Origin of the sequence: Streptomyces sp. NPDC012835 (assembly GCF_042900885.1) — a bacterium.
Taxonomy (GTDB): domain Bacteria; phylum Actinomycetota; class Actinomycetes; order Streptomycetales; family Streptomycetaceae; genus Streptomyces.
Window position 1 is genome coordinate 49,774 of the sequence record NZ_JBIBBW010000005.1, and the last position, 19,097, is coordinate 68,870.

The 19,097-nt window shown below is 71.6% G+C and carries 18 protein-coding genes and 1 pseudogene; 7 read left to right on the forward strand and 12 right to left on the reverse strand.

Annotation, left to right across the window (positions count from 1 at the left end; all coding sequences use genetic code 11):
* Nucleotides 1–71: 71 nt before the first annotated feature.
* The 3 genes from purF to ACFY6S_RS21640 all read right to left on the reverse strand — a co-directional run bounded on the left by purF (nt 72) and on the right by ACFY6S_RS21640 (nt 3,536).
* A complete protein-coding gene (gene purF, locus ACFY6S_RS21630; RefSeq protein WP_388823972.1) occupies nt 72–1,598 on the reverse strand; it encodes an amidophosphoribosyltransferase in 1,527 nt (508 codons plus the stop codon).
* Between the two features lie 77 nt (nt 1,599–1,675).
* On the reverse strand, nt 1,676–2,653 hold the full coding sequence (locus ACFY6S_RS21635; RefSeq protein ID WP_388823974.1) for an META domain-containing protein: 978 nt from the start codon (nt 2,651–2,653) through the stop codon (nt 1,676–1,678).
* Nucleotides 2,654–2,720: 67 nt separating this feature from the next.
* Nucleotides 2,721–3,536 carry a sterol carrier family protein gene (locus ACFY6S_RS21640; RefSeq protein WP_388823976.1) on the reverse strand — a complete coding sequence of 272 codons (816 nt, stop codon included), beginning with the start codon at nt 3,534–3,536 and terminating at the stop codon, nt 2,721–2,723.
* A 308-nt stretch (nt 3,537–3,844) separates the two neighbouring features.
* Here ACFY6S_RS21640 and ACFY6S_RS21645 point away from each other — a divergent pair.
* A pseudogene (locus ACFY6S_RS21645) lies at nt 3,845–4,264 on the forward strand (ATP-binding protein); the annotation flags it as partial.
* Nucleotides 4,265–4,364: 100 nt separating this feature from the next.
* Here the strand turns inward: ACFY6S_RS21645 and ACFY6S_RS21650 are convergent.
* The 5 genes from ACFY6S_RS21650 to ACFY6S_RS21670 form a co-directional block, all read right to left on the reverse strand.
* Nucleotides 4,365–6,569 (reverse strand): FUSC family protein, encoded by a 2,205-nt coding sequence (locus ACFY6S_RS21650; protein WP_388823978.1) that lies wholly within the window; start codon nt 6,567–6,569, stop codon nt 4,365–4,367.
* A gap of 41 nt (nt 6,570–6,610) precedes the next feature.
* Complete coding sequence (locus ACFY6S_RS21655) at nt 6,611–6,841, reverse strand: DUF2630 family protein (protein WP_388824829.1); 231 nt, start codon at nt 6,839–6,841, stop codon at nt 6,611–6,613.
* 149 nt (nt 6,842–6,990) lie between these two features.
* Complete coding sequence (locus ACFY6S_RS21660; protein ID WP_388823980.1) at nt 6,991–8,175, reverse strand: endonuclease/exonuclease/phosphatase family protein; 1,185 nt, start codon at nt 8,173–8,175, stop codon at nt 6,991–6,993.
* A 285-nt stretch (nt 8,176–8,460) separates the two neighbouring features.
* A complete protein-coding gene (locus ACFY6S_RS21665; protein WP_388823982.1) occupies nt 8,461–8,916 on the reverse strand; it encodes a hypothetical protein in 456 nt (151 codons plus the stop codon).
* Nucleotides 8,917–9,247: 331 nt separating this feature from the next.
* Nucleotides 9,248–10,261 carry a hypothetical protein gene (locus tag ACFY6S_RS21670; protein WP_388823984.1) on the reverse strand — a complete coding sequence of 338 codons (1,014 nt, stop codon included), beginning with the start codon at nt 10,259–10,261 and terminating at the stop codon, nt 9,248–9,250.
* Between the two features lie 177 nt (nt 10,262–10,438).
* Here ACFY6S_RS21670 and ACFY6S_RS21675 point away from each other — a divergent pair, with 177 nt between their 5' ends.
* Nucleotides 10,439–10,972, forward strand: a complete 534-nt coding sequence (locus ACFY6S_RS21675; protein ID WP_388823986.1) for a hypothetical protein — start codon at nt 10,439–10,441, stop codon at nt 10,970–10,972.
* Nucleotides 10,973–11,315: 343 nt separating this feature from the next.
* Entirely contained in the window at nt 11,316–12,437 is a 1,122-nt protein-coding gene (locus ACFY6S_RS21680; RefSeq protein WP_388823988.1) for an FAD-dependent oxidoreductase, read from the forward strand.
* Between the two features lie 96 nt (nt 12,438–12,533).
* Here the strand turns inward: ACFY6S_RS21680 and ACFY6S_RS21685 are convergent, their stop codons facing one another.
* The 3 genes from ACFY6S_RS21685 to ACFY6S_RS21695 all read right to left on the reverse strand — a co-directional run bounded on the left by ACFY6S_RS21685 (nt 12,534) and on the right by ACFY6S_RS21695 (nt 14,325).
* Entirely contained in the window at nt 12,534–12,944 is a 411-nt protein-coding gene (locus ACFY6S_RS21685) for a VOC family protein (RefSeq protein WP_388823990.1), read from the reverse strand.
* A gap of 163 nt (nt 12,945–13,107) precedes the next feature.
* Nucleotides 13,108–13,503 carry a helix-turn-helix domain-containing protein gene (locus tag ACFY6S_RS21690; RefSeq protein ID WP_388823992.1) on the reverse strand — a complete coding sequence of 132 codons (396 nt, stop codon included), beginning with the start codon at nt 13,501–13,503 and terminating at the stop codon, nt 13,108–13,110.
* Nucleotides 13,504–13,791: 288 nt separating this feature from the next.
* A complete protein-coding gene (locus tag ACFY6S_RS21695; RefSeq protein WP_388823994.1) occupies nt 13,792–14,325 on the reverse strand; it encodes a putative immunity protein in 534 nt (177 codons plus the stop codon).
* A 129-nt stretch (nt 14,326–14,454) separates the two neighbouring features.
* Here ACFY6S_RS21695 and ACFY6S_RS21700 point away from each other — a divergent pair, with 129 nt between their 5' ends.
* The 4 genes from ACFY6S_RS21700 to ACFY6S_RS21715 all read left to right on the forward strand — a co-directional run bounded on the left by ACFY6S_RS21700 (nt 14,455) and on the right by ACFY6S_RS21715 (nt 17,824).
* On the forward strand, nt 14,455–15,453 hold the full coding sequence (locus ACFY6S_RS21700) for an ABC transporter substrate-binding protein (protein WP_388823996.1): 999 nt from the start codon (nt 14,455–14,457) through the stop codon (nt 15,451–15,453).
* Nucleotides 15,454–15,899: 446 nt separating this feature from the next.
* Nucleotides 15,900–16,400: a TetR/AcrR family transcriptional regulator gene (locus tag ACFY6S_RS21705; protein ID WP_388823998.1), complete on the forward strand. Its 501-nt coding sequence runs from the start codon at nt 15,900–15,902 to the stop codon at nt 16,398–16,400.
* A 14-nt stretch (nt 16,401–16,414) separates the two neighbouring features.
* Nucleotides 16,415–16,765, forward strand: coding sequence for a hypothetical protein (locus ACFY6S_RS21710; RefSeq protein ID WP_388824000.1), 351 nt, complete (start codon nt 16,415–16,417; stop codon nt 16,763–16,765).
* A gap of 30 nt (nt 16,766–16,795) precedes the next feature.
* Nucleotides 16,796–17,824, forward strand: a complete 1,029-nt coding sequence (locus ACFY6S_RS21715) for an alpha/beta hydrolase family protein (protein ID WP_388824002.1) — start codon at nt 16,796–16,798, stop codon at nt 17,822–17,824.
* A gap of 282 nt (nt 17,825–18,106) precedes the next feature.
* On the opposite strand, the gene ACFY6S_RS21720 is transcribed toward ACFY6S_RS21715, so the two are convergent.
* Entirely contained in the window at nt 18,107–19,033 is a 927-nt protein-coding gene (locus tag ACFY6S_RS21720) for a D-alanyl-D-alanine carboxypeptidase family protein (RefSeq protein ID WP_388824004.1), read from the reverse strand.
* Nucleotides 19,034–19,097 lie beyond the last annotated feature (64 nt).

Consider the following 19,097-nt stretch of genomic DNA (forward strand, 5'->3'; position numbering starts at 1 on the left):
GGTGGTCGTCGACCGGCGCGGCCGGGCCGCCCACGGCGACGTGGGCGGGCCGGACGACGGATGGTGACCGGTCAGGGGCGCCGCAGCGCGTCGTTGGCGGCCGTATCGGCGGGTCCCGCCGCCAGCTCGGTCTCCAGCAGCCGCTTGCCGAGCAGCTCGGGATCGGGCAGCTCCATCGGGTACTCCCCGTCGAAGCAGGCACGGCAGAGGTTCGGCTTGGCGATCGTGGTCGCCTCGATCATGCCGTCGATGGAGATGTACGAGAGCGAGTCGGCGCCCATGGAGACGCCGATCTCCTCGACCGACATGCCGTTGGCGATCAGCTCGGCGCGGGTGGCGAAGTCGATGCCGAAGAAGCAGGGCCACTTCACCGGCGGCGACGAGATCCGGATGTGGACCTCGGCGGCGCCCGCCTCGCGGAGCATCTTGACCAGGGCCCGCTGGGTGTTGCCGCGGACGATCGAGTCGTCCACGACCACCAGGCGCTTGCCCCGGATGACTTCCTTGAGCGGATTCAGCTTGAGGCGAATGCCCAGCTGGCGGATGGTCTGGGACGGCTGGATGAAGGTCCGGCCGACGTAGGCGTTCTTGACGAGACCCGATCCGTACGGAATGCCACTGGCTTCCGCGTAACCGATCGCGGCGGGCGTGCCGGACTCCGGGGTCGCTATGACCAGGTCCGCATCGACCGGCGCTTCTTTGGCGAGTTTCCGCCCCATCTCGACTCGGGACAGATAGACGTTCCGCCCGGCGATATCCGTGTCGGGACGCGCCAGATAGACGTACTCGAACACACACCCCTTGGGCTTCGCTTCCGCGAATCGCTGGGTGCGCAGACCGTTCTCGTCGATGGCGATCAGCTCGCCCGGCTCGATCTCCCGGACGAACGAGGCGCCGCAGATGTCCAGGGCGGCGCCCTCGGAGGCGACCACCCAGCCGCGCTCCAGCCGGCCGAGGACCAGCGGGCGGATGCCCTGCGGGTCGCGGGCCGCGTACAGGGTGTGCTCGTCCATGAAGACGAACGAGAAGGCGCCCTTCACGTCGGGCAGGATCTTGGCGGCGGCTTCCTCGACGGTGAGGGGCTTGCCGTCGTCACCGGTCTGGCTGGCCAGCAGGGCCGTCACCAGGTCGGTGTCGTTGGTGGCGGCGACACGTGTCGTCCGGCCGTTCTCCTTGGGCAGGTCGGCGACCATCTCCGCGAGCTGCGCGGTATTGACCAGATTGCCGTTGTGACCGAGCGCGATGGAGCCGTGGGCCGTGGCCCTGAAGGTCGGCTGCGCGTTCTCCCACACCGAGGCACCGGTGGTGGAGTAGCGGGCGTGACCCACCGCGATATGGCCCTGCAGAGAGCTGAGGGATGTTTCGTCGAAGACCTGTGAGACGAGGCCCATGTCCTTGAACACAAGGATCTTGGACCCGTTGCTCACTGCGATGCCCGCGGACTCCTGTCCGCGGTGCTGAAGGGCATACAGTCCGAAATAGGTGAGCTTGGCGACCTCTTCGCCCGGGGCCCAGACTCCGAAGACGCCGCAAGCGTCCTGGGGGCCCTTCTCTCCGGGGAGCAGGTCGTGGTTGAGTCGTCCATCACCACGAGGCACGCCACCGAGTGTAGGCGAGATCGACCACTGGTCCGAATTGGGGAGGGGGGTCAGTGGTCCGGATCACCTCCGGTGGATCACTTCCGGGCGGCTCCACGGGCGCCCAGACCCACTCCGTTCTCGGCCAGCAGAGTCAGACGATTGTGGCTCAGCTCATAGCCGACCTCGCCCTTCAGGACCTTCGCGAAACGCTTTTCCAGTGCCGTTTCGGGCTTCGGGCACGCCATCCGGGTGGTGCGCATCGGACCGAAGGTGATCTTGTGCGTGTCCTCGGAGATCTTCGCGGAGCCGCGGAAGCGGTTGCAGCCGTCGTCGCCCTCCACGGTGCCGTCGCCCCCGACCGCGTCCTTACTGAACGTGAGGTGCGCCTTGCCCTCGGTTCCCTCCGGCAGGGAGCCCTCGGTGTCGCCGGGTTCGCTGCCGGAGTCGATGACCTCGTCCACGGTCCAGGTCGTCTCCGTGAGGGGCTCGGGCGGGTTCAGGGTGAGGGCGATCGTGTCGCCGCCGGCGGCGGTGAGGGTGAGGCGCTTGGTGTCGGCGGCGCCGCCGGTCCGCTCGTCCGCCTCGCCGGGGACGGTCCGCACCGCGGCCGTGAGCTTTCCGCGGAACACCTGGTCGAACGCCTGCTTGAAGTCCTCCTCCTTCTTCTCGCAGAGCATGAGCGTGCCCGCCCAGTTGACGGGCACGTCCAGGGTCGCGCCGTCGACCGGGACCTTCCTGGCGGTGCGGGCGTTGCAGTCGGGGGAAGGGGCGAACTTGCCGTCGGCGTCGACCCGTATGGTGGCCGGCCCGGTCGGGGTGGTCTTCTCGCCGCCGACCGTCACGCTGTCGATGTCCCAGACGGTGCCCTTGACGCCGTTGGTGCCCCGGGGGTTGCGGAGGGTCTCGGAGAGCGAGGGGGCTTCGTCGCCGGTCCCGGACACGGAACGGGCGTCCCCGCCCGCGCCGGAACCCGGCTCCGACTCGGTGCCGCAGGCGGACAGGAGGAGCAGGGAGAGCGCCGTGACCGCCGTGACGGCGACGGGGATGGTGGTGGTCTGCTGCTGCTTCGTCATGCCGTTGGGACGGAGGTCGCGGGGATACGGTTCCGCCCCGCCCGTGGCCGCGGGGTCCGGCGGGCCGTCAGGACATCAGCGGGAGCAGTCCGGAGAGGTCGGCGCGCTCCCCGCCGGCGCTCACCCGCGCCGTGCCGAGCGCCTCGGCCCAGGACGTACGGCCGGTGGCGAGCCTGATCCAGGTGAGCGGATCGGTCTCCACGACGTTGGGCGGCGTACCGCGCGTGTGCCGGGGGCCCGGTACGCACTGCACCACCGCGTACGGCGGCACCCGCACCTCGGTCGAAGCGCCGGGCGCCCTGACGGCGAGCGCGTCGGCCAGCAGCCGGGTGCACGCGGCGAGCGCCTGCCGGTCGTACGGGATGCTCAGCCCGGCGGCCCGGTTCAGGTCGTCGGTGTGCACGATCAGCTCGACGGTCCGCGTCACCAGATAGTCCCCGAGCCGCATCGCGCCGACGCGTGTCGCGAGCCACCGCCCATCGGACGCTGCCGGCAGCAGCTCGCCCAGCCGGCCGGCCGCGCGCCCGAGCAGCTCGCCGGGCGGCGCCGTCGCGGCGAGCGCCGTGACGTCCTCGTCGATCGAGGCGGCGTGCCGGGCGGTGACGAGCGGCCACTCGGACAGCGCGACGACGGGCCCGGCCTCGGCGACCACGGCCGCCTCGGACCGTAGCGGCTGCTCCAGGCAGAGGTTCACCGACTCGACCACCATGCTCAGATGCGCCGCCAGCTCCCGTACGGTCCACGCGCCGAGCCCGGTCGGCCGTGCCAGTCGCTCGGGCGTCAGCTCCTCGACCGCCGCCCGCACCTGCCCGAACTGGGCCGATACGGCGGCACGGATCTTGGCGGGGTCGTAGCTGCGCTGGCGTTGCTTGGCGGGTGACATGACGGCGAGCGTATGCGGTGCCGGCGGGGCGCGGCAGCCCGTTTACGGGGCACGCGGGAACCGGCGGGCTACGCGGCACGCGGGAACCGGCGCGCGGGCGCGGGACGGGGCGCTCCCGCCCGAGGCGTCCCGGAGCGGCGGCCTCTCCGCACGGCTTCCCCGGGCACTTTCTTCTCCCGACCGGTCGACTCACAACACCCCCTGGGGCCAAGGGGGTTGCTGAGGCGGCCGACGGTCGCAACCGGACGCCCAGAGTCACCTTTCGTGCACGGAAAGTAAAACTCGCGTCACAGGGAAGGTCTGTCCCTATGAACCACGACGGTGAACAGCGCGACCAGTACGACCAGTACGACCAGAGCCACCGGCACGACCACTGTGTGACCTTCCGGCTGCCCGGCCATCCCAAGAGCGTGGCGCGGGCCAGGGAGATCCTCCACCGGGACTTCGGCCTCCTGGGGGAGTCGGGCGATACGGCCGCCCTCCTCCTTTCCGAGCTCGTCACCAACGCGCTGCGCCACGGGAGTCCGCCCGGCCGGGAGGTCGCCGTCACGCTCCACCACAGCGACGGGCTGTTCAGGCTGGAGGTGGAGGACGCGGGCGATCATCTGCCGCGTCCGCGTATCCCGGAGCTGGACGACGAGTGCGGGCGGGGGCTCGCGCTCGTCGCGGCGCTGGCCGACGACTGGGGTGTGGCGCCGCGCCGCGGGCCCGGCAAGCGGGTCTGGGTGATGATCAAAGTGACGGGCCCTGCCGGTCCTCTCGGTTCCGGTGGTCCCGGCGGCCCCGGCGACCGGAGCGGTCCGGCCGGCCCGGCTCCGGTCGGTCCGGTCACTCCTTCCGGTCCTGTCCGCCCCGCTGACCGCGCCGATCAGGGGTGTCTGGCTCATCCTCCCGAGCGGCCCGAGCGGCCCGAGCGGTCCGAGCCGCCCGACGTGCTCGAACGGGCGCTGCGGCAGGGTCGTTGAGACCGGCCCGGCGGCCCGGGGACACGATCGCGCGCGCCGCTCGTACCTCATGACGCAGCGGCGCGAGCAGTCCCCGCTCGTCGGCCGGCCCCGTCGTCCAGGTCCGCGCGTCCGGGGACGTATCGGCTTCGGCCTCCCCTTCCGCCGCCGTGGCCGGTGACTCGTTCGCCCGCATGCCGTCCGCCAGTTCCCGCAGGGCGCGCTCGATCCCGGCCGTCTCGGCGGGATCGGGCGGCGCGGCGCCGTGGTTGACCCGGACGCGGGCGGCCGTCGCCGCGTCCACGATGCGTTCCAGCGCGACGACGAGCGGCCACCAGGCCATGGCTCGCGTGCCGGTGGGCGGGGGTTCGGTCAGGGCGCGCTGGAATTCGGAGCGTACGGCCGAGAGGTCGCGGTAGATACGGCGGCGCTGACGCAGCCGTTCCGTCTGGTCGGCGCCGGGCGCGAACGAGCACCGTACGTAGCGGGCCGTGTCCTCGACCGTGTCCGCGAGCCGGGTCCCGACGCGGGTGTGCCAACTCTCCGGCCAGAGCAGATAGCCCGCGACGAGGGCGATGGCGCAGCCGATCATGCTGTCCACGAAGCGCGGGAGGACCAGGTCGAAGCCCTGGTGGTTGAGGATGTCGGAGATCAGCAGGATCACCGGGGTGATGGCTGCCGTCTGGAACGCGTACCCCTTCGCTGACACCGCCGGGACGATCCCCGCGAGCACCAGCATCACCGCCACGTCCCACCAGCCGCGCGGTGTCGCCGACAGGACGGCCGCCGCGACGACGAGCCCGGCCACCGTGCCCAGCGCGCGCAGCACCGCCCGGGAGAAGACCGAGCCGAAGTCCGGTTTGAGGATGAAGGTGACGGTGAGCGCCACCCAGTACGAGCGCGGCACCGCGATGAGCGAGACCAGCGCCTGGGCGAGGCCGATGCAGAGCGCGAGGCGCAGCCCGTAGCGCCAGGACGCCCCGGACAGCAGCGCCTCGCGCGAGGCGCGGCGGGCCCGGACGCGCAGCGCGGCGGGGCGGCCGAGCCGGTCGTCCTCGGGGCCGCCGGGGACGGGAGCGGCGCCGTCCTCCTCCGCCGCGTCGGTCCGGTGGACCACCGCCGCGGCGTGCCGCAGCGCGGTGTCGACGGCGCGTTCGGCGGGGGTGGCGGGCGCGGGCAGCTCCGGGGGCGGGCCGCCGGTACGGCCGGTGGCGACCGCGTCGGCCAGTTCCCGTACGGCCGCCGGGACCGCGGCGGGCAGCGGTCGGCCCCCGCCGGTCAGATGGGCGGCGGGGGTGGCCTCGACCAGCGGAATGATCACGTTGAGCTGGGCGAGCAGCCGTACGAGCGCGGCGGACCTGCCGTGCTCGCGGGCGCGGCGGGCGAGCACGAGGTCGTACGCCTGATTGAGCGACTCGGTGACCGCCTGGCGTCTCGTGTCGTATGTGCCGGTGGGGTGGGGATACGGGTCGCGCGTGCCGTTCGCTTCGCCCGTGTCGCTCATGGCCCTCGTACCGTCCGTGCCGTGCCCGGCCCGCCCGCCGGACGCGCCGCCCGCGGCCTCCAGCAGGTCCGCCACCGCGCGATACGTCCGGGCGACGGCGGCCCGCTCGGGGCGCCGGCCGCGCAGGGGCCAGGCGAGCAGCGTCAGGGCGAGCACGAACAGCCCGCCCAGCGAGAGCAGCAGCGGGGCCGTCCACCACGGCTCGGGCATCGGCAGGCCGGAACCCACCACCGCGTTGATCAGCAGCAGCAGCCCGGCGACCGAGGCCACCGCGCCGATCGAGGAGATCATCCCCGAGAGGAGCGCGATCAGCGTCAGCACTCCGACGGCGAGCCAGCCCCGGCCGAGGACCAGCATGCCGACCGTGACGCCGACCGCGCCGAAGACCTGCGGAAGCGCGATGTTGAAGATCCGCATCCGGTAGGCGTCGGCGGTGTCGCCCAGGAGTGCGAACAGCGCGCCCATCGACACGAGAGCGCCGTAGGCCGTCCGGTCCGTGGCGAGGCCGACGGCCAGCGGTGTGGCCATGGCGACCGAGGCGCGGGCGACGGCGGCCCACGGGACGGGGGCCGGCTGGGGGCGCACGGCCGCGAGGAGCCATGCGGGCGGGGCGAGCCGTTGCGACCTCAGCCCTGGTACCCCTCGACCTCGCCCGCCGGCCGTACCGCCGCCTCGTCCGGGTTCTCCCCGAACTCGGACTTGGCGCGGCGCTGGCGCAGCAGGTCCCAGCACTGGTCGAGCTGGACCTCGACGGAGCGCAGCCGCTGCTGCTCGGCGTCGGCGAGGCCGAGGTGCTGGGTGGCGCGGGAGCGCAGGGTGCGCTCCTCGGTGACCAGCTCGTCGATGGTGCGGAGGATCTTCTCGTCGGGGCTGCCGGTGCGAGGACTGCCCGTGCGAGGACTGGCCGGCTTTCCGTTGTCGGGGCTTCCCCCGGGCTCGCCCTTGCCGGGCTTTCCCGCTCCCGGCGGCGGGTCGGTGGCTTCCATGGTTCGATCCTCGCGCCGTACTACGGCACCCGCATTTCGGTGCCGCGCAGTTCCAGCCCGACGAGCAGCGACCGGTGGTCCGTGTCCGCGAGGTCGATGAAGCGGGCGTCCCGTACGGCGAAGTCGTCACTGACCAGCACATGGTCGATCTGCGCCCCCAGCGGTCTGGGCAACCGCGACGGCCAGGACGGCGTGTGGCCCGCGCCCGCCGACAGCGCGCTGTCGCGCAGCCCGCCGTCCTTCAGCAGCGCCCGGAAGAGGGCGTGGTCACGGGTGGCGTTGAAGTCGCCCGCCACGATGACCGGGCCGCCCCGCCTGTGCGCCGCGGCGGCGTACGTACGGATGCCGCCCAGCTCGGTGCGCCAGTCGTCCACCATGCCGGGGATGGGCGGCAGTGGGTGGGCGAGCTGGAGGTGGACCGTACGGTCGCCGATCCGGGCGGTGGAACCGGGCATGGCGAGGACTCCCTCGACGCCCGCCGCGTCGGTGAGCGGGAAGACGGAGAGGATCGCGGAGCCCTCGGCCCGGCTGGCCTTGACGACGTTGCGGTACGGGTAGTCCGCGCTCGGGACGCGGTCGGCGAGGAGGCCGGCGCAGACGAACTCGCACTCCTGGACGAACACCAGGTCGGGCTTCTCGCGGCGGATGGTGTCGATGAGTCCGAGCGTCCCCTGCCCGAACTCGACGTTTGAGGTCAGCACCCGGACACGGGTCGGGGCGCCGCTGCCCGAAGTGCCGGTGGTGCCGGTGGTGCCGGTGGTGCCGGTGGTGCCGGTGGTGCCGGTGGTGCCGGTGGTGCCCGAAGCGGCGTACGTGTCGGATGCGCCGTCGTCGGTGTCGTACGCGTCGTACGTACGTGACGTCCACCCCGTCACGGCGAGCAGCACCAGCGCCCAGACCGTTCCCGTACGCCAGCGCAGCAGAGCGGCGAACAGCGCGGCCGGCACCATCGGGACCAGCAGCCAGGGCAGGAAGGCGAGCAACTGCGGTACGGGCGTGACGCCGTCGGTCCCCAGGACCCGGCAGCCGACGAGAACGGTGGCGCCGACGAGGAACAGGCCCGTGACGCCGGTCAGGAACCGCTCGTGGAGGGGGCGGGAGGTGGGGGCCCGGGCGGCGGGCTCCTGGGCGTCGGGCCCCTGGGCGTCGGGCCCCTGGGCGTCGGGCGGGGGCGTGGCGGGCGGCTGGCGGTCCTGGGCGTTCACGGGGATGTGCCTCTCGCTCGACGGCCTCGACGGCCTCGACGGGTCACGACGGGCCTCGTCGTGACCTCACATCGTCGTCCGGTCAGACGCCGTGCGGCGCGCGGCAGTTGTACGGGCGGGGCGGTGGCGGAAGACACATACGTACGCGCATACGGGGACAACGACAACGGCCGCTGTTCCCGTATGCGCGTACGTGTGGGTCGGTTAGGAGGGTTGGGGAGTTGGAGTTGGAGTTGGAGTGGGAGTGGATGCAGGGGTCGGAGTCGGCGTGGACTGTGGTCGGCGTCAGGTTCTGGCGCCGGATCGAAGTCCGCCCCGCTCCGAGGCCAGCGCCCAGATCATGAACGCCGACAGGGCCATGCCCACACCCGCCCAGACCGGCTGGTACGGCAGGTACATGAACTGCGCGACCAGGTTCAGCGCCGCGAGTCCTATACCGATGTACCGGGCCCAGCGGTGGCGGGTCGCGAGAAGCGCCAGACCCGTGACGGCGAGCAGGACGCCGATCCCGAGGTGAATCCAGCCCCACGAGGTGAGGTTGAACCGGTAGGCGTAGCCGGTGACGGTGTTGAGGAAGGCGTCGCTTCTGATGCCTGTGACGCCCTGGAGGATGTTTGTCGCCCCTGTGACCAGCAGCAGGACACCGGCAAGGATGCTGCCGCCGACTGCCCAGGCGGCCTTTCGCTCGGCATGCGAGCCGGTTCCCGCGCCGTAACCGGTGCCGGTACCGGACGTGCCCATGCCCCTTCCTGTGCCAGCGGTTGTGCCTGTGCCCATGCCCGTGCCTGATGTGGTGGGGGGCCTGTGTGCTGTGTTCTGGCTCATACCCACCATGGTGCTCCATATGGAACAAAAGGGATATTCGGTCGGGTGGTATCGGCATAAAGATTCAGTAAAGTCCGGCGCGTACGCTTCTCACCTGCGGATACGTCCGCCGCCCACCGCCCGCGTGGAGGAGCATCAGGCAGCGGACCGTCAGGCGCCGGGCCATCAGGCGCCGGGCCATCAGACAGCGGGCCATCAGGCGCCGGGCGTCCGGGGTCACCTGGGGCAGGGTCATCTGGAGCGGGGGTCACCTGGAGCGGGCATGCCACGCGCCCCGGAGCCGCCCGCTGAGCCACGTACCGACGGCCAGCACGAGCCCGGCGGCCAGCACGGACCAGGCCGTCATCCGGAGCGACGCGGTCAGCGCGTCGAAGATCGCGCGGGCCGCTGACCGGTCGCCGTTGTCCGGCAGGTCCGCGAGAACCGAGCCGCGTGCAGCGGCGACCGCGACGACCAACAGCCCGGCGCCGATGGCGCACGCCGTACCGACGCCGATCAGCGCCCGCGCCCGGCCGCCGCGCCCGGCGGCCAGCACGGCCACGGCCGCCGCCACCACCGTCCCGACGGCCGGCCAGATCCCGGCGGCGCGGAGCCCCCGCGCGACATCGCGCCAGACCCCGAGCCCGTTGGCCTCCAGGACGGTGATCTCGGCGTGCCGTACGGGGATGCGGTCGGAGAACGGCACGTTGTCCGCCATCAGTTGCTTCTTCACCTGTTCGGTGATGGGCGCCAGATCGATCGTCACCGTGTCGCCGCCGCTGCTCAGGACCTGCTCGGCGGCGGCGTGGGCGGCACGGACCGCCGTACGCCAGGCGTTCCTGAAGGCGTCGGTGGTCGCGAAGGAGAGCACGGCGTCGTGCAGGAGGTTGCGGACGCCCTGCTGGAGCGGGCCCACCTTGACCTCGGCCATGACCTCGTCGGTGATCCGGTCCGCGACCGCCTGCTGGACGTGGACGTCGGAGGCGAGCGGCGCCATGGTCGAGACGAAGCGTCCGGTGTCGCCGATCTCCAGATCGGACCAGGCGGCGACCGCGCTGACGGGCGTGAGGACGGCCAGCAGGACGATCAGGGTCGCCGAGAGGGCCGAGAGGACCCGGGACAGCGCGGAAGGGTGAGAGCGGGGAGAGGCAGGGGGGCGCGAGGGACCGGCAGGCGCCGGAGAGGACGAGGGAGACGAGGAGGACGAGGAGGACGAGGAAGAGGAGGACGACGGAGGAGTGGAGGCGAGGCGCGAGAGGCGAGAGATCCGAGAGGTGCGCACTCCTCTAGGGGATGGCGCGCGCACGGCCGACGCGAGCGGTGCTCCGCCGACCCGGTGAGCGCGCTGGGCGTTGGGGTTGACGTGCGTGACCGGCGGGTGTGCTCTGGAGAGAAGGGAAACGGGGTGAACGGGGGCAATGGGGGGACACCGGGGGGCGTAGGGAAGGAGTTCCCCACCATGGCCACACCCGTCCGGATGCCGCCGCGCCACCGCGCCTCCTGGCTCCGCGCTCCCCACCCGACGGCCGCCCCCGGGCGGCGCCGGACCGGCCCGCAGGGCGCTTCGCGGTACGACGCCTCGCGGGCCACGCGCGCCGCCTCCGCCCAGGGCGCCGCACCGGCCGTCGCGCACGGCACGGGCCGCCGGCTGTCACCGCTCGCGCTGGGCGTGCCGCTCGTCCTCGCCATCATCTACGGCGCGTACGCGGCGGCCATCGCCCGGGACGGCGGCCCGGCCACGAACGGCCAGCTCGTCCTGGCGCTCGTCGCGGGGGCGGCGCTGCTCGCGCTGCTGGTCGGCCTCCTCCTCGTACAGCACGCCCTGCCGCGCGAGATACGCGCCGCGGCCTGGGGCGCGGTGACCGGAGCCCCGATCGGTTTCCTCATGTGCCTCTCCGGGCACAGCGTCTTCTCGTCGTCCGGACTCGGACTCTTCATCGCGGCGTGCACCACGGCGGCGGTGTACTACATGCTGTACACGAGAGAACCCTGAGCAACGCCCCGCCCGGGGAACCTCGGGAACCTCCGGGGAACCCCGCCTGAGCCGGCCACGGGCAGATCCGTGGCCGGCCGCACGGGCATGACCGGAAGGCCACCGCTCCCGCTGACGTTCGGCACGTTCGCTCGGGGCTCGGGGCTCGGGCTCGGGCTCGGGCTCGGGCTCGGGCTAGGCGATGACCCGCCGTGTCGGTCCCGCGTCGGTCCGCGTCGGTCCCGCGTCGGTCGCCTGTCGGGGTGGTCGGTCGGCTGTCGGCGGCCTGTAGATGTGGTCTGGAACCTTGCGAGAGATCGCTGCCGGTGCCCATCCGGCAGGCGTCCACACGCGAGGAGCCACCATGACCACTTCCGAGGTCACGATCATCGGCGCCGGACTCGGCGGACTCACCCTGGCCCGTGTCCTGCACGTCCACGGCATCCCGGCCACCATCTACGAGGCGGAGCCCTCCCCCATGGCGCGTACGCAGGGCGGCATGCTCGACATCCACGACTACAACGGCCAGTTGGCCGTCGAGGCGGCGGATCTGATGGACGAGTTCCGCGCCATCATCCTGGAGGGCCGCCAGGCGCTGCGCATCCTCGACCGGGACGGGAACGTCCTGGCCGACAAGGCCGACGACGGTACGGGGGGACGCCCCGAGGTGCAGCGCGGCGAGCTGCGGCGCATCCTGATCGACTCGCTCCCGGCCGCCACCGTCCGCTGGGGCCACAAGGTCAGCGGTACGCGTGCCCTCGGCGAGGGCCGTCACGAGGTGACCTTCGCCGACGGCAGCACCGTCGTCACGGGCCTGCTGGTCGGCGCGGACGGCGCGTGGTCGCGGGTCAGGCCGCTGCTCTCGGACGCCACGCCCGAGTACACCGGTACCTCGTTCGTCGAGACCTATCTGTTCGACGCCGAGTCCCGGCATCCCGCCGCCGCGAAGGCGGTCGGCGGCGGGTCCATGTTCGCGGTCGACCCGGACGGGGGCGAGAGGTCGATCGGGGCTCACCGGGAGAGCGGCGAGACCCTCCACACCTACGTGGTGCTGCCCAGGCCCCTGGACTGGTTCGCCGCCGTCGACTTCACCGATAGGGCGGCGGCCACCGCGCGGATCGCCGAGGAGTTCGAGGGCTGGGCCCCCGAGCTGACCGCCCTGATCACCGACAGCGACACCGCGCCGGTCCTGCGCTCCCACCACGCGCTGCCGATCGAGCACCGCTGGGACCGGATACCGGGGGTGACCCTGCTCGGCGACGCCGCCCACCTCTCGCCCCCCAGCGGCGAGGGCGCCAACCTGGCCATGCAGGACGGCGCCGAACTCGGCCGGGCCATCGCCGCGCACCCCGGGGACATCGAGGCCGCGCTCACCGCGTACGAGCAGGCGCTGTTCCCCCGCAGTGCCTCGGCCGCCGCCGAAGCCATGGCCATGAACGACAGCTCACCGCAGGACATGGTGGACTTCTTCCTCCGAGAGGAGTGACCCTCACGGACCGCATGCCGTCCGCTCTCCGGCGGCCCTGGACCCCACCGGAGGGGCGGCTCGGGTCTCCGGCGGCCCTGGAGCCGCCGGAGCGGTTCAGCCCTTGGGCTGCGTGAAGCGGATGCGGTTGCCGAAGGGGTCGCGCAGGCCGCAGTCGATGCCGTACGGACGCTCGGTGGGCTCCTCGGTGAACTCCACACCCCGCCCCACCAGCGTCTCGTACGTCTTGCGGCAGTCGCTCGTGCTGAGGATGAGCCAGCCGCCCATCGCCCCCTTGGTCACCAGCTCGCGCACCTGCTCCGCCGTCTCCTCCGACATTGCCGGGGCGCCGGGCTTCTCCAGCAGGATCTGACGCTCGGGATGACCGGGAACGCTGACGGTCAGCCAGCGCATGAACCCGAGGTCGACATCAGCGGCGACCTCCAGGCCGAGCTTGCGGACGTAGAAGTCGTGGGCCTCGTCCTGGTCCAGGACATATATCTGTGACTGCGTGATGGCGTTGAACATGGACCTCACGTTACTGAGCGGCCGGCGCGAGAACTTATCCGAAACTGCTCAGTCGGCGAACGGCCGGGCGGACGGACGGACGGACGGGCGGACGGGCGGCTCGGTCAACCGGCCGGCCGGCCGAGTGCCTGAACCCGTGCCGGCCGAGCCGCCCGGCACGGGTTCAGGCACTCGGCCGGGTCCACGCCATCGTGAAGCACGTCGGCACGCCGGCTGCCGCCTCGGCTTCCTTGCGGTACGTACGCGGCGACCGGCCGACGATGTCGTGGAACGTACGGCTGAAGGTGCCGGGGCTGGTGAAGCCGACCTCGAAGCAGATGTCCGTCACGCTCCGGTCGGTGTCCCGCAGCAGGGTCATCGCCCGCTCGATACGGCGTCGTTGCAGATAGCGGTGCGGGGTCTCCCCGAACGTGGCCCGGAAGGTACGCGTGAAGTGCGCCGGTGACACATGAGCGATCCGCGCCAGGGCCGGAACGTCCAGCGGCCGCGCGTAATCGCGGTCCATCGCGTCGCGTGCCCGGAGCATACGGCGGTTGGTCTCTTCTGCGGCGCGGCTCACCGCGCCATCCCATCACGGCGCTCCCCCAACCGACATGCCTGATCCTCAGCGGGAGCCGGTGGCGGTCGATGGCGGCCGGCGGCGGCCGGCCGCGTTGGTGCGGGGATCGCGGGGGATCGCGGCAGACGGATGGCTGTCCGTGCCCCTGCTGTCGCGGCAGGACCGCGGGCTGTCGCGGCAGGACCGCGGGGCGACCTCAGCCGCCGGTCACCGCTGTACGGTCCGGCTCGGCGGACGCTCAGCCCGGCGGAGGCTCAGCCCGGCGGAGGCGGCGGAGGCTCGGTGGGGTCAGCGGCGAAGGTGCGCGTCCAGCATGCGCATCAACTCGCCAACTCTTCCGCCGCCCCCCGGCGCAGCCGGATAGCGCTTGAGCACATCAATGACAACCGGTGTCGCACGACGCCCCGCTCGCTCGACCTGTTCGGCACCCACGGTCCGGTCATCGCCCGCGACAAGCTCGGCGGCTCTGGCCGCGTGAGCGCCCGCCCCGAGGATGTGCTTGACCTGGGTGGCCTTGGCCAACGGATGCACGTAGGCGGCGCCTGCCGCGGCCATCGCCGCCCACGCCGCCTCGCGCGCGGCAGCCGTCTCCGTGTCCTTGGCCGCCTTGAGCGCCGCCCAGGCCGTGTCGCGCAGGGCTTTCCCCCGCTCGCCGCCCCGGGCGAAATCCCACGCGGCACCCATCGCGTCCCGTGGCCGCGGATCGTCCGGCTGATCGGCCTCGAATATCCCCAGCACCGTCGCCGCGCACCCTGCGGCGAACGCGCATACCTCACGAAGATCACTCTTGCTCAGAACGATCTCGGTCGATTCCCCATCCATGGGCCTATCCTCGCCTGCCGAACCCCACCCGCCTTCATCCAAAAGGGACTTGTTGCGCGGGCGGCGCCAACATTAGGTTTGCCTTACTTGGTCCGGAAGACTCCGGGCTGCCGTCAGGGAGGCCCCACCGTGCCCAGAACCTTCACCGGCCGCATCACCCTGGCCGCCGCCGTCGCCACCGTCACCACCGCACTCGCCGTCACGCTCACCGCGTGCGGCGGCGACCACGACTCCCCGGCCGCCAAGGGCGCCACCCCCGGCGGCGCGGGCAGCGCGGGAACGCACACCGTCAAGACGGCCATGGGCGACGTCCAGGTCAAGAACGCGCCCGAGCGGGTCGTCGTCCTGGACACCGACTCGCTGGACTCGGCCGTCACCCTGGGGATCACCCCGGTAGGGGCCACCACGGTCGCGGACAAGGCGCCCTTCTCCGCCTACCTCCCCGCCGGCAAGCTCAAGGACATCAAGCCCGTCGGGGTCATCGCCGCGCCGAACCTCGAAGCCATCAACGCGCTCAAGCCGGACCTGATCCTGAGCAGCAAGGTCCGCGACGAGAAGAACTACAAGTCGCTCTCCGCCATCGCCCCCACCGTCTTCTCCGAGACCACCGGCGGCCCGTGGCGCGCCAACTTCGAGCTGCACGCCGACGCCCTCGGCAAGAAGACCGAGGCGAAGCAGGTCGTCACCGACTACACCGCCCATGTGGAGCGGGTCACCGAGGCGCTGGGCGGACCGGCGAAGGCGGCACAGACCAAGGTCGGCTTCGTACGCTTCGTGGAAGGCGCCGACACGCGTCTCTATCTGAACGACACCTTCGTCGGCTCTCTCTTCAAGGACCTCCAGGTCGGCCGGCCGGCCAACCAGGACAAGGACGGCTTCTCGATCGACGTCAGCCCCGAGCAGATCGACCGGGCGAACGCCGACGTCCTCTTCTACTCCACCTACGGAGACGCGAAGAAGGCCAAGGAGACGGACACCATCGGCGGGCCGCTGTGGAAGAACCTCGGCGCCGTGCGGAAGAACAAGGCGTTCAAGGTGGACGACAACCTGTGGATGCTCGGCATCGGCTACACGGGCGCGGGCCAGATCCTGGACGCGATCGAGAAGGACCTGGCGTCGACGTCGTAGTACGGGGTCATAACCTGCCCCACCCACGACGGCACGGGAGTCGGGCCGCGCGTACGGTCACGAGGACCGGCGCGCGGTGGCAGCGGCAGGTGTACGAGTACGACGGGCCCGCCGCCTCGCCCCCCCCACCGGGCCGGACGCACACGGGGGTTCCTGCGTCACAGGGTGCGCGAAGCGGCACTGAGGACACACGAACCGTCCAACTGAGGACACACGAACCGTCCAGAGGGCCACTCACGTCATGTCCACCCGGCGGTCGACGCCGCTCTCGTAGCCGTCGAAGGCCGCCGCGTGTCGGCGAAGAGTTCCCCCGCAGGCGGCTCGACGCGGCGCGGCAGCCGGGAGGCTGTCCCGCGACTGCTGGAAGACCGTGCCTCGAAGAGGATGGGAGATTGAGGAACGATCGTTCTTGACTGATCGTTCCTCAACTGTCTACTCTCATGGCCATGGGCAGGCCGAGAGCATTTGACGAGGACGAAGCGGTGCGAGCCGCCGTGGGCCTGTTCGGCGAACGCGCGTATGACGGTGTGTCCGTCGACGATCTCGTCAGCCACCTCGGCGTGCACCGCAACAGCCTGTACAAGACGTTCGGCAGCAAGCGCGGCCTCTACCTGATCGCTCTGCGCCGCCATCTCACCGACGACGTCCGCCCTTTGCTCGACGCCCTCGCCGGCGCGTCGGATGCCACGGCCGCGCTGCGGCTCGTCACGTCGGCCGACCTCCGCCTGCTGCTGCTCGCGGCGATCGAACGCGCACCGGCCGACGAGGAGGTCGCCTGCGAGGTGAAGGCCGCGTTGGCCGCCGTCGACCGGGCGATCGCCGACGCCCTCGGCGTTCCCGCCGACCTGGCCGCCGCCCTCACCGCCGCCGCGCTGGGCATCCTCCTGCGTGGCAACCCCGACAACGCCACCACCGCGCTGACCCGACATCTCGACCCACTCCCCTGAAAATGGAGGCCGACATGGCACTGATACGTATCGACGGCGACGACCTCGTCGTCGTGATCGAGGGTCTCGACAAGCTCTGGTCCTTCAAGGGCAGCCTGACCATCCCGCTGGCCAATGTCCGTGGCGCGACCGCCGACCCCGGTATCGCCACCGGCCCCAAGGGAATCCGCGCGCAGGGCTCCCACGTACCCCGTGTGATCACCGCCGGCACCTTCCATCAGGATGGCGAGAAGGTCTTCTGGGACGTCAGAGATCCGTCGAAGGCGGTCGTGGTCGAACTCGCCGACGAGAAGTACGCACGCCTCGTCCTCCAAGTCGACGACCCGCGCGCCACTGTCGCCCTGGTCGAAAACGCCCTTGCCTGAAAACCCTTGCCTGAAAAAGGAGGTAGGCCCATGTTTCGCCACTTGGCAGCGGCTTTAATGGCCCTGGCCGTCGTCACCGCCACCCCGGCCGCGGCGACGCCCGCTCTCGTCCCTGCCGCCGACCGTGAGGTCGTCTTCACGGCCGACGGTACGACCGTGTACGGCACCCTGCACGTTCCCGAGCATCGTGCCGGGCAACGGCTGCGGGCGGCACTGCTGCTGCCCGGCAGCGGACCCACCGACCGCGACGGCAATCAACCGCCCGCGTACTCACCGGACACCCTGGCACAGGTGGCCGACGCGCTCGACGGGGACGGAATCGCCACGCTGCGGTTCGACAAGTACGGCACCGGCCGCACCGGACTCGGTGCCTACCAGGACCACCCGGAAAGGCTCGACTACCCGGCGTTCGTCCGCCAGGCACGGGCCGCCTACGCGTCGTTGCGCGATCAGCCGGAGACCGACCCGCGCGCGCTGCTGCTCGTCGGGCACAGCGAGGGCGCGATGACGGGGCTGCTGCTGGGTGGCACCGTCCGCCCGCGCCCGGTCGGCCTGGCGCTTCTGCAACCGCAGGCGATCCGCCTGCTGGACCTGGTCACGCTCCAGCTCAAGGCCCAGGTCGCCGAAGCGACCCGGCAGGGCCAGTTCACGCCGGAGCAGCAACGCGCGGTCAACACGGCCATCGATGCCGCCGTCATCTCCCTGCGCGAACGCCGACCGGTCGACACCACCGGCCTGCCCCCCGCGATCGCCCAGCTCTTCGAGGCATTCCAAGGCCCCAACGCCCGGTTCGTGCTGAGCGACGACGCGGTCTACCCACCGGACACCGCCGCCGCGCTCCGGCCGGGAACCAAGGTGCTGCTGACGTGCGGCACGAACGACGCCCAGGTCCCCTGCGCCACAACGAACGCCCTGACGACCGCCCTGCGTCACGCGCATACCGGTGGACCGGGCCGAGTGGTGCTGCCGGAAGTGGACCATCTGCTGCACGACGCCGACCACCCGGACACGCTCGCGCCGCCCGTACTCGACGCCCTGCGCCGGTTCGCCCGGCACTGACGCCAGCCGACTGCTCCTGACGCTACGTCGAGGCACACCAGGGCGTCCACGCACGACCGCGACTATGCGCGATGTTGCATAAACACGGGCCCTGGATCACTCTCACGGGCACCGCCGCGTATCCGCCTCCCGCAGCAGGAGAGCCACCGGCCCCATCCCGCGCGTCTCTCCAGCGGTCCGGCAGACCTTCACGGCCCTCGTCGGGCGCCGGTGGACCCGGTGTCCGGGCGTCACCGGAGGTTTCGGTGACGCCCGGACGTGTCGATCGGAACGGGAGCGGACTCAGTCGCGCTGCGCGTTCGCCGGGAGCTTGCGGAGCTTCATGTCCTTCGCGGCGTCCGAACCGAACCCGTAGTCCAGGATCTTCGCCGCGTCGCCGTACCGGTCGGTGCTGTTCAGGACCGTGCCGATGAGGGTCTTGTCGTCACGGGTGGCCGCGAAGACCAGGCATTCGCCCGCCGGGGTCGTCGTGCCGGTCTTGATGCCGATGACACCGTCGTACGAACCGAGCAGCTGGTTCGTGTTGTTCCAGGTGTAGTAGCGCGTACGGCCGTTGGCGGCCGGAGCCTCGGCCTTGTACTGCTTGGTCGCGACGACCGTACGGAAGGTGTCGTTCGTCATCGCGTACCGGGCCAGCTTCGCCAGCTCGGTCGGGGTGCTGGAGTCGGTGCCCACGCCGTCGAACGAGTCGAACTCGGTCTTCGGGAGGTACAGCTCGTCGGCCTTCGCGTTCATCTGGGAGACGAAGGACTCGGTCCGCTCCTCGGCGGTGTCACCGATGCCGAAGGTGTCGGCGAGGGCGTAGCCGGCGTCCGCGCCGGAGGGGAGCAGCGACGCGTACAGAAGCTGGCGGACGGTGAGCTTGTCACCGGTCTGGAGGTCCGCCGTGCTGGTGCTGTGCTCGGTGACGTAGTCGCGGTACTCCTGCTTGACGGGCACCTGGCGGTCCAGGTCGGCGCCCTTGTCGAGTACCACGTACGCGGTCATGATCTTCGCCGTGCTGGCCATGGGGCGGACGGTGTCCGCGTCCTTGCCGTAGAGCGTCTTCCCGCTGTCGCCGTCCATCAGGGCGGCGCCCTTGGCGGTGACGGTGGGTTCGGGCTGGGCGGCGGCCGCGGCGGTCTGGGTGACCAGTGGGGAGAGCGCGAGCAGCGCGCCACCGGCGAGGGCGGCTGCGGCCTTGCGCTTGGTCAGAGTTGTGGCAGTCAAGAGGTAGTGCTCCGTCTCTGCATTGCTTGGTGGAACTGTCCTACTGGGGGCTCGTGGGGTTTGG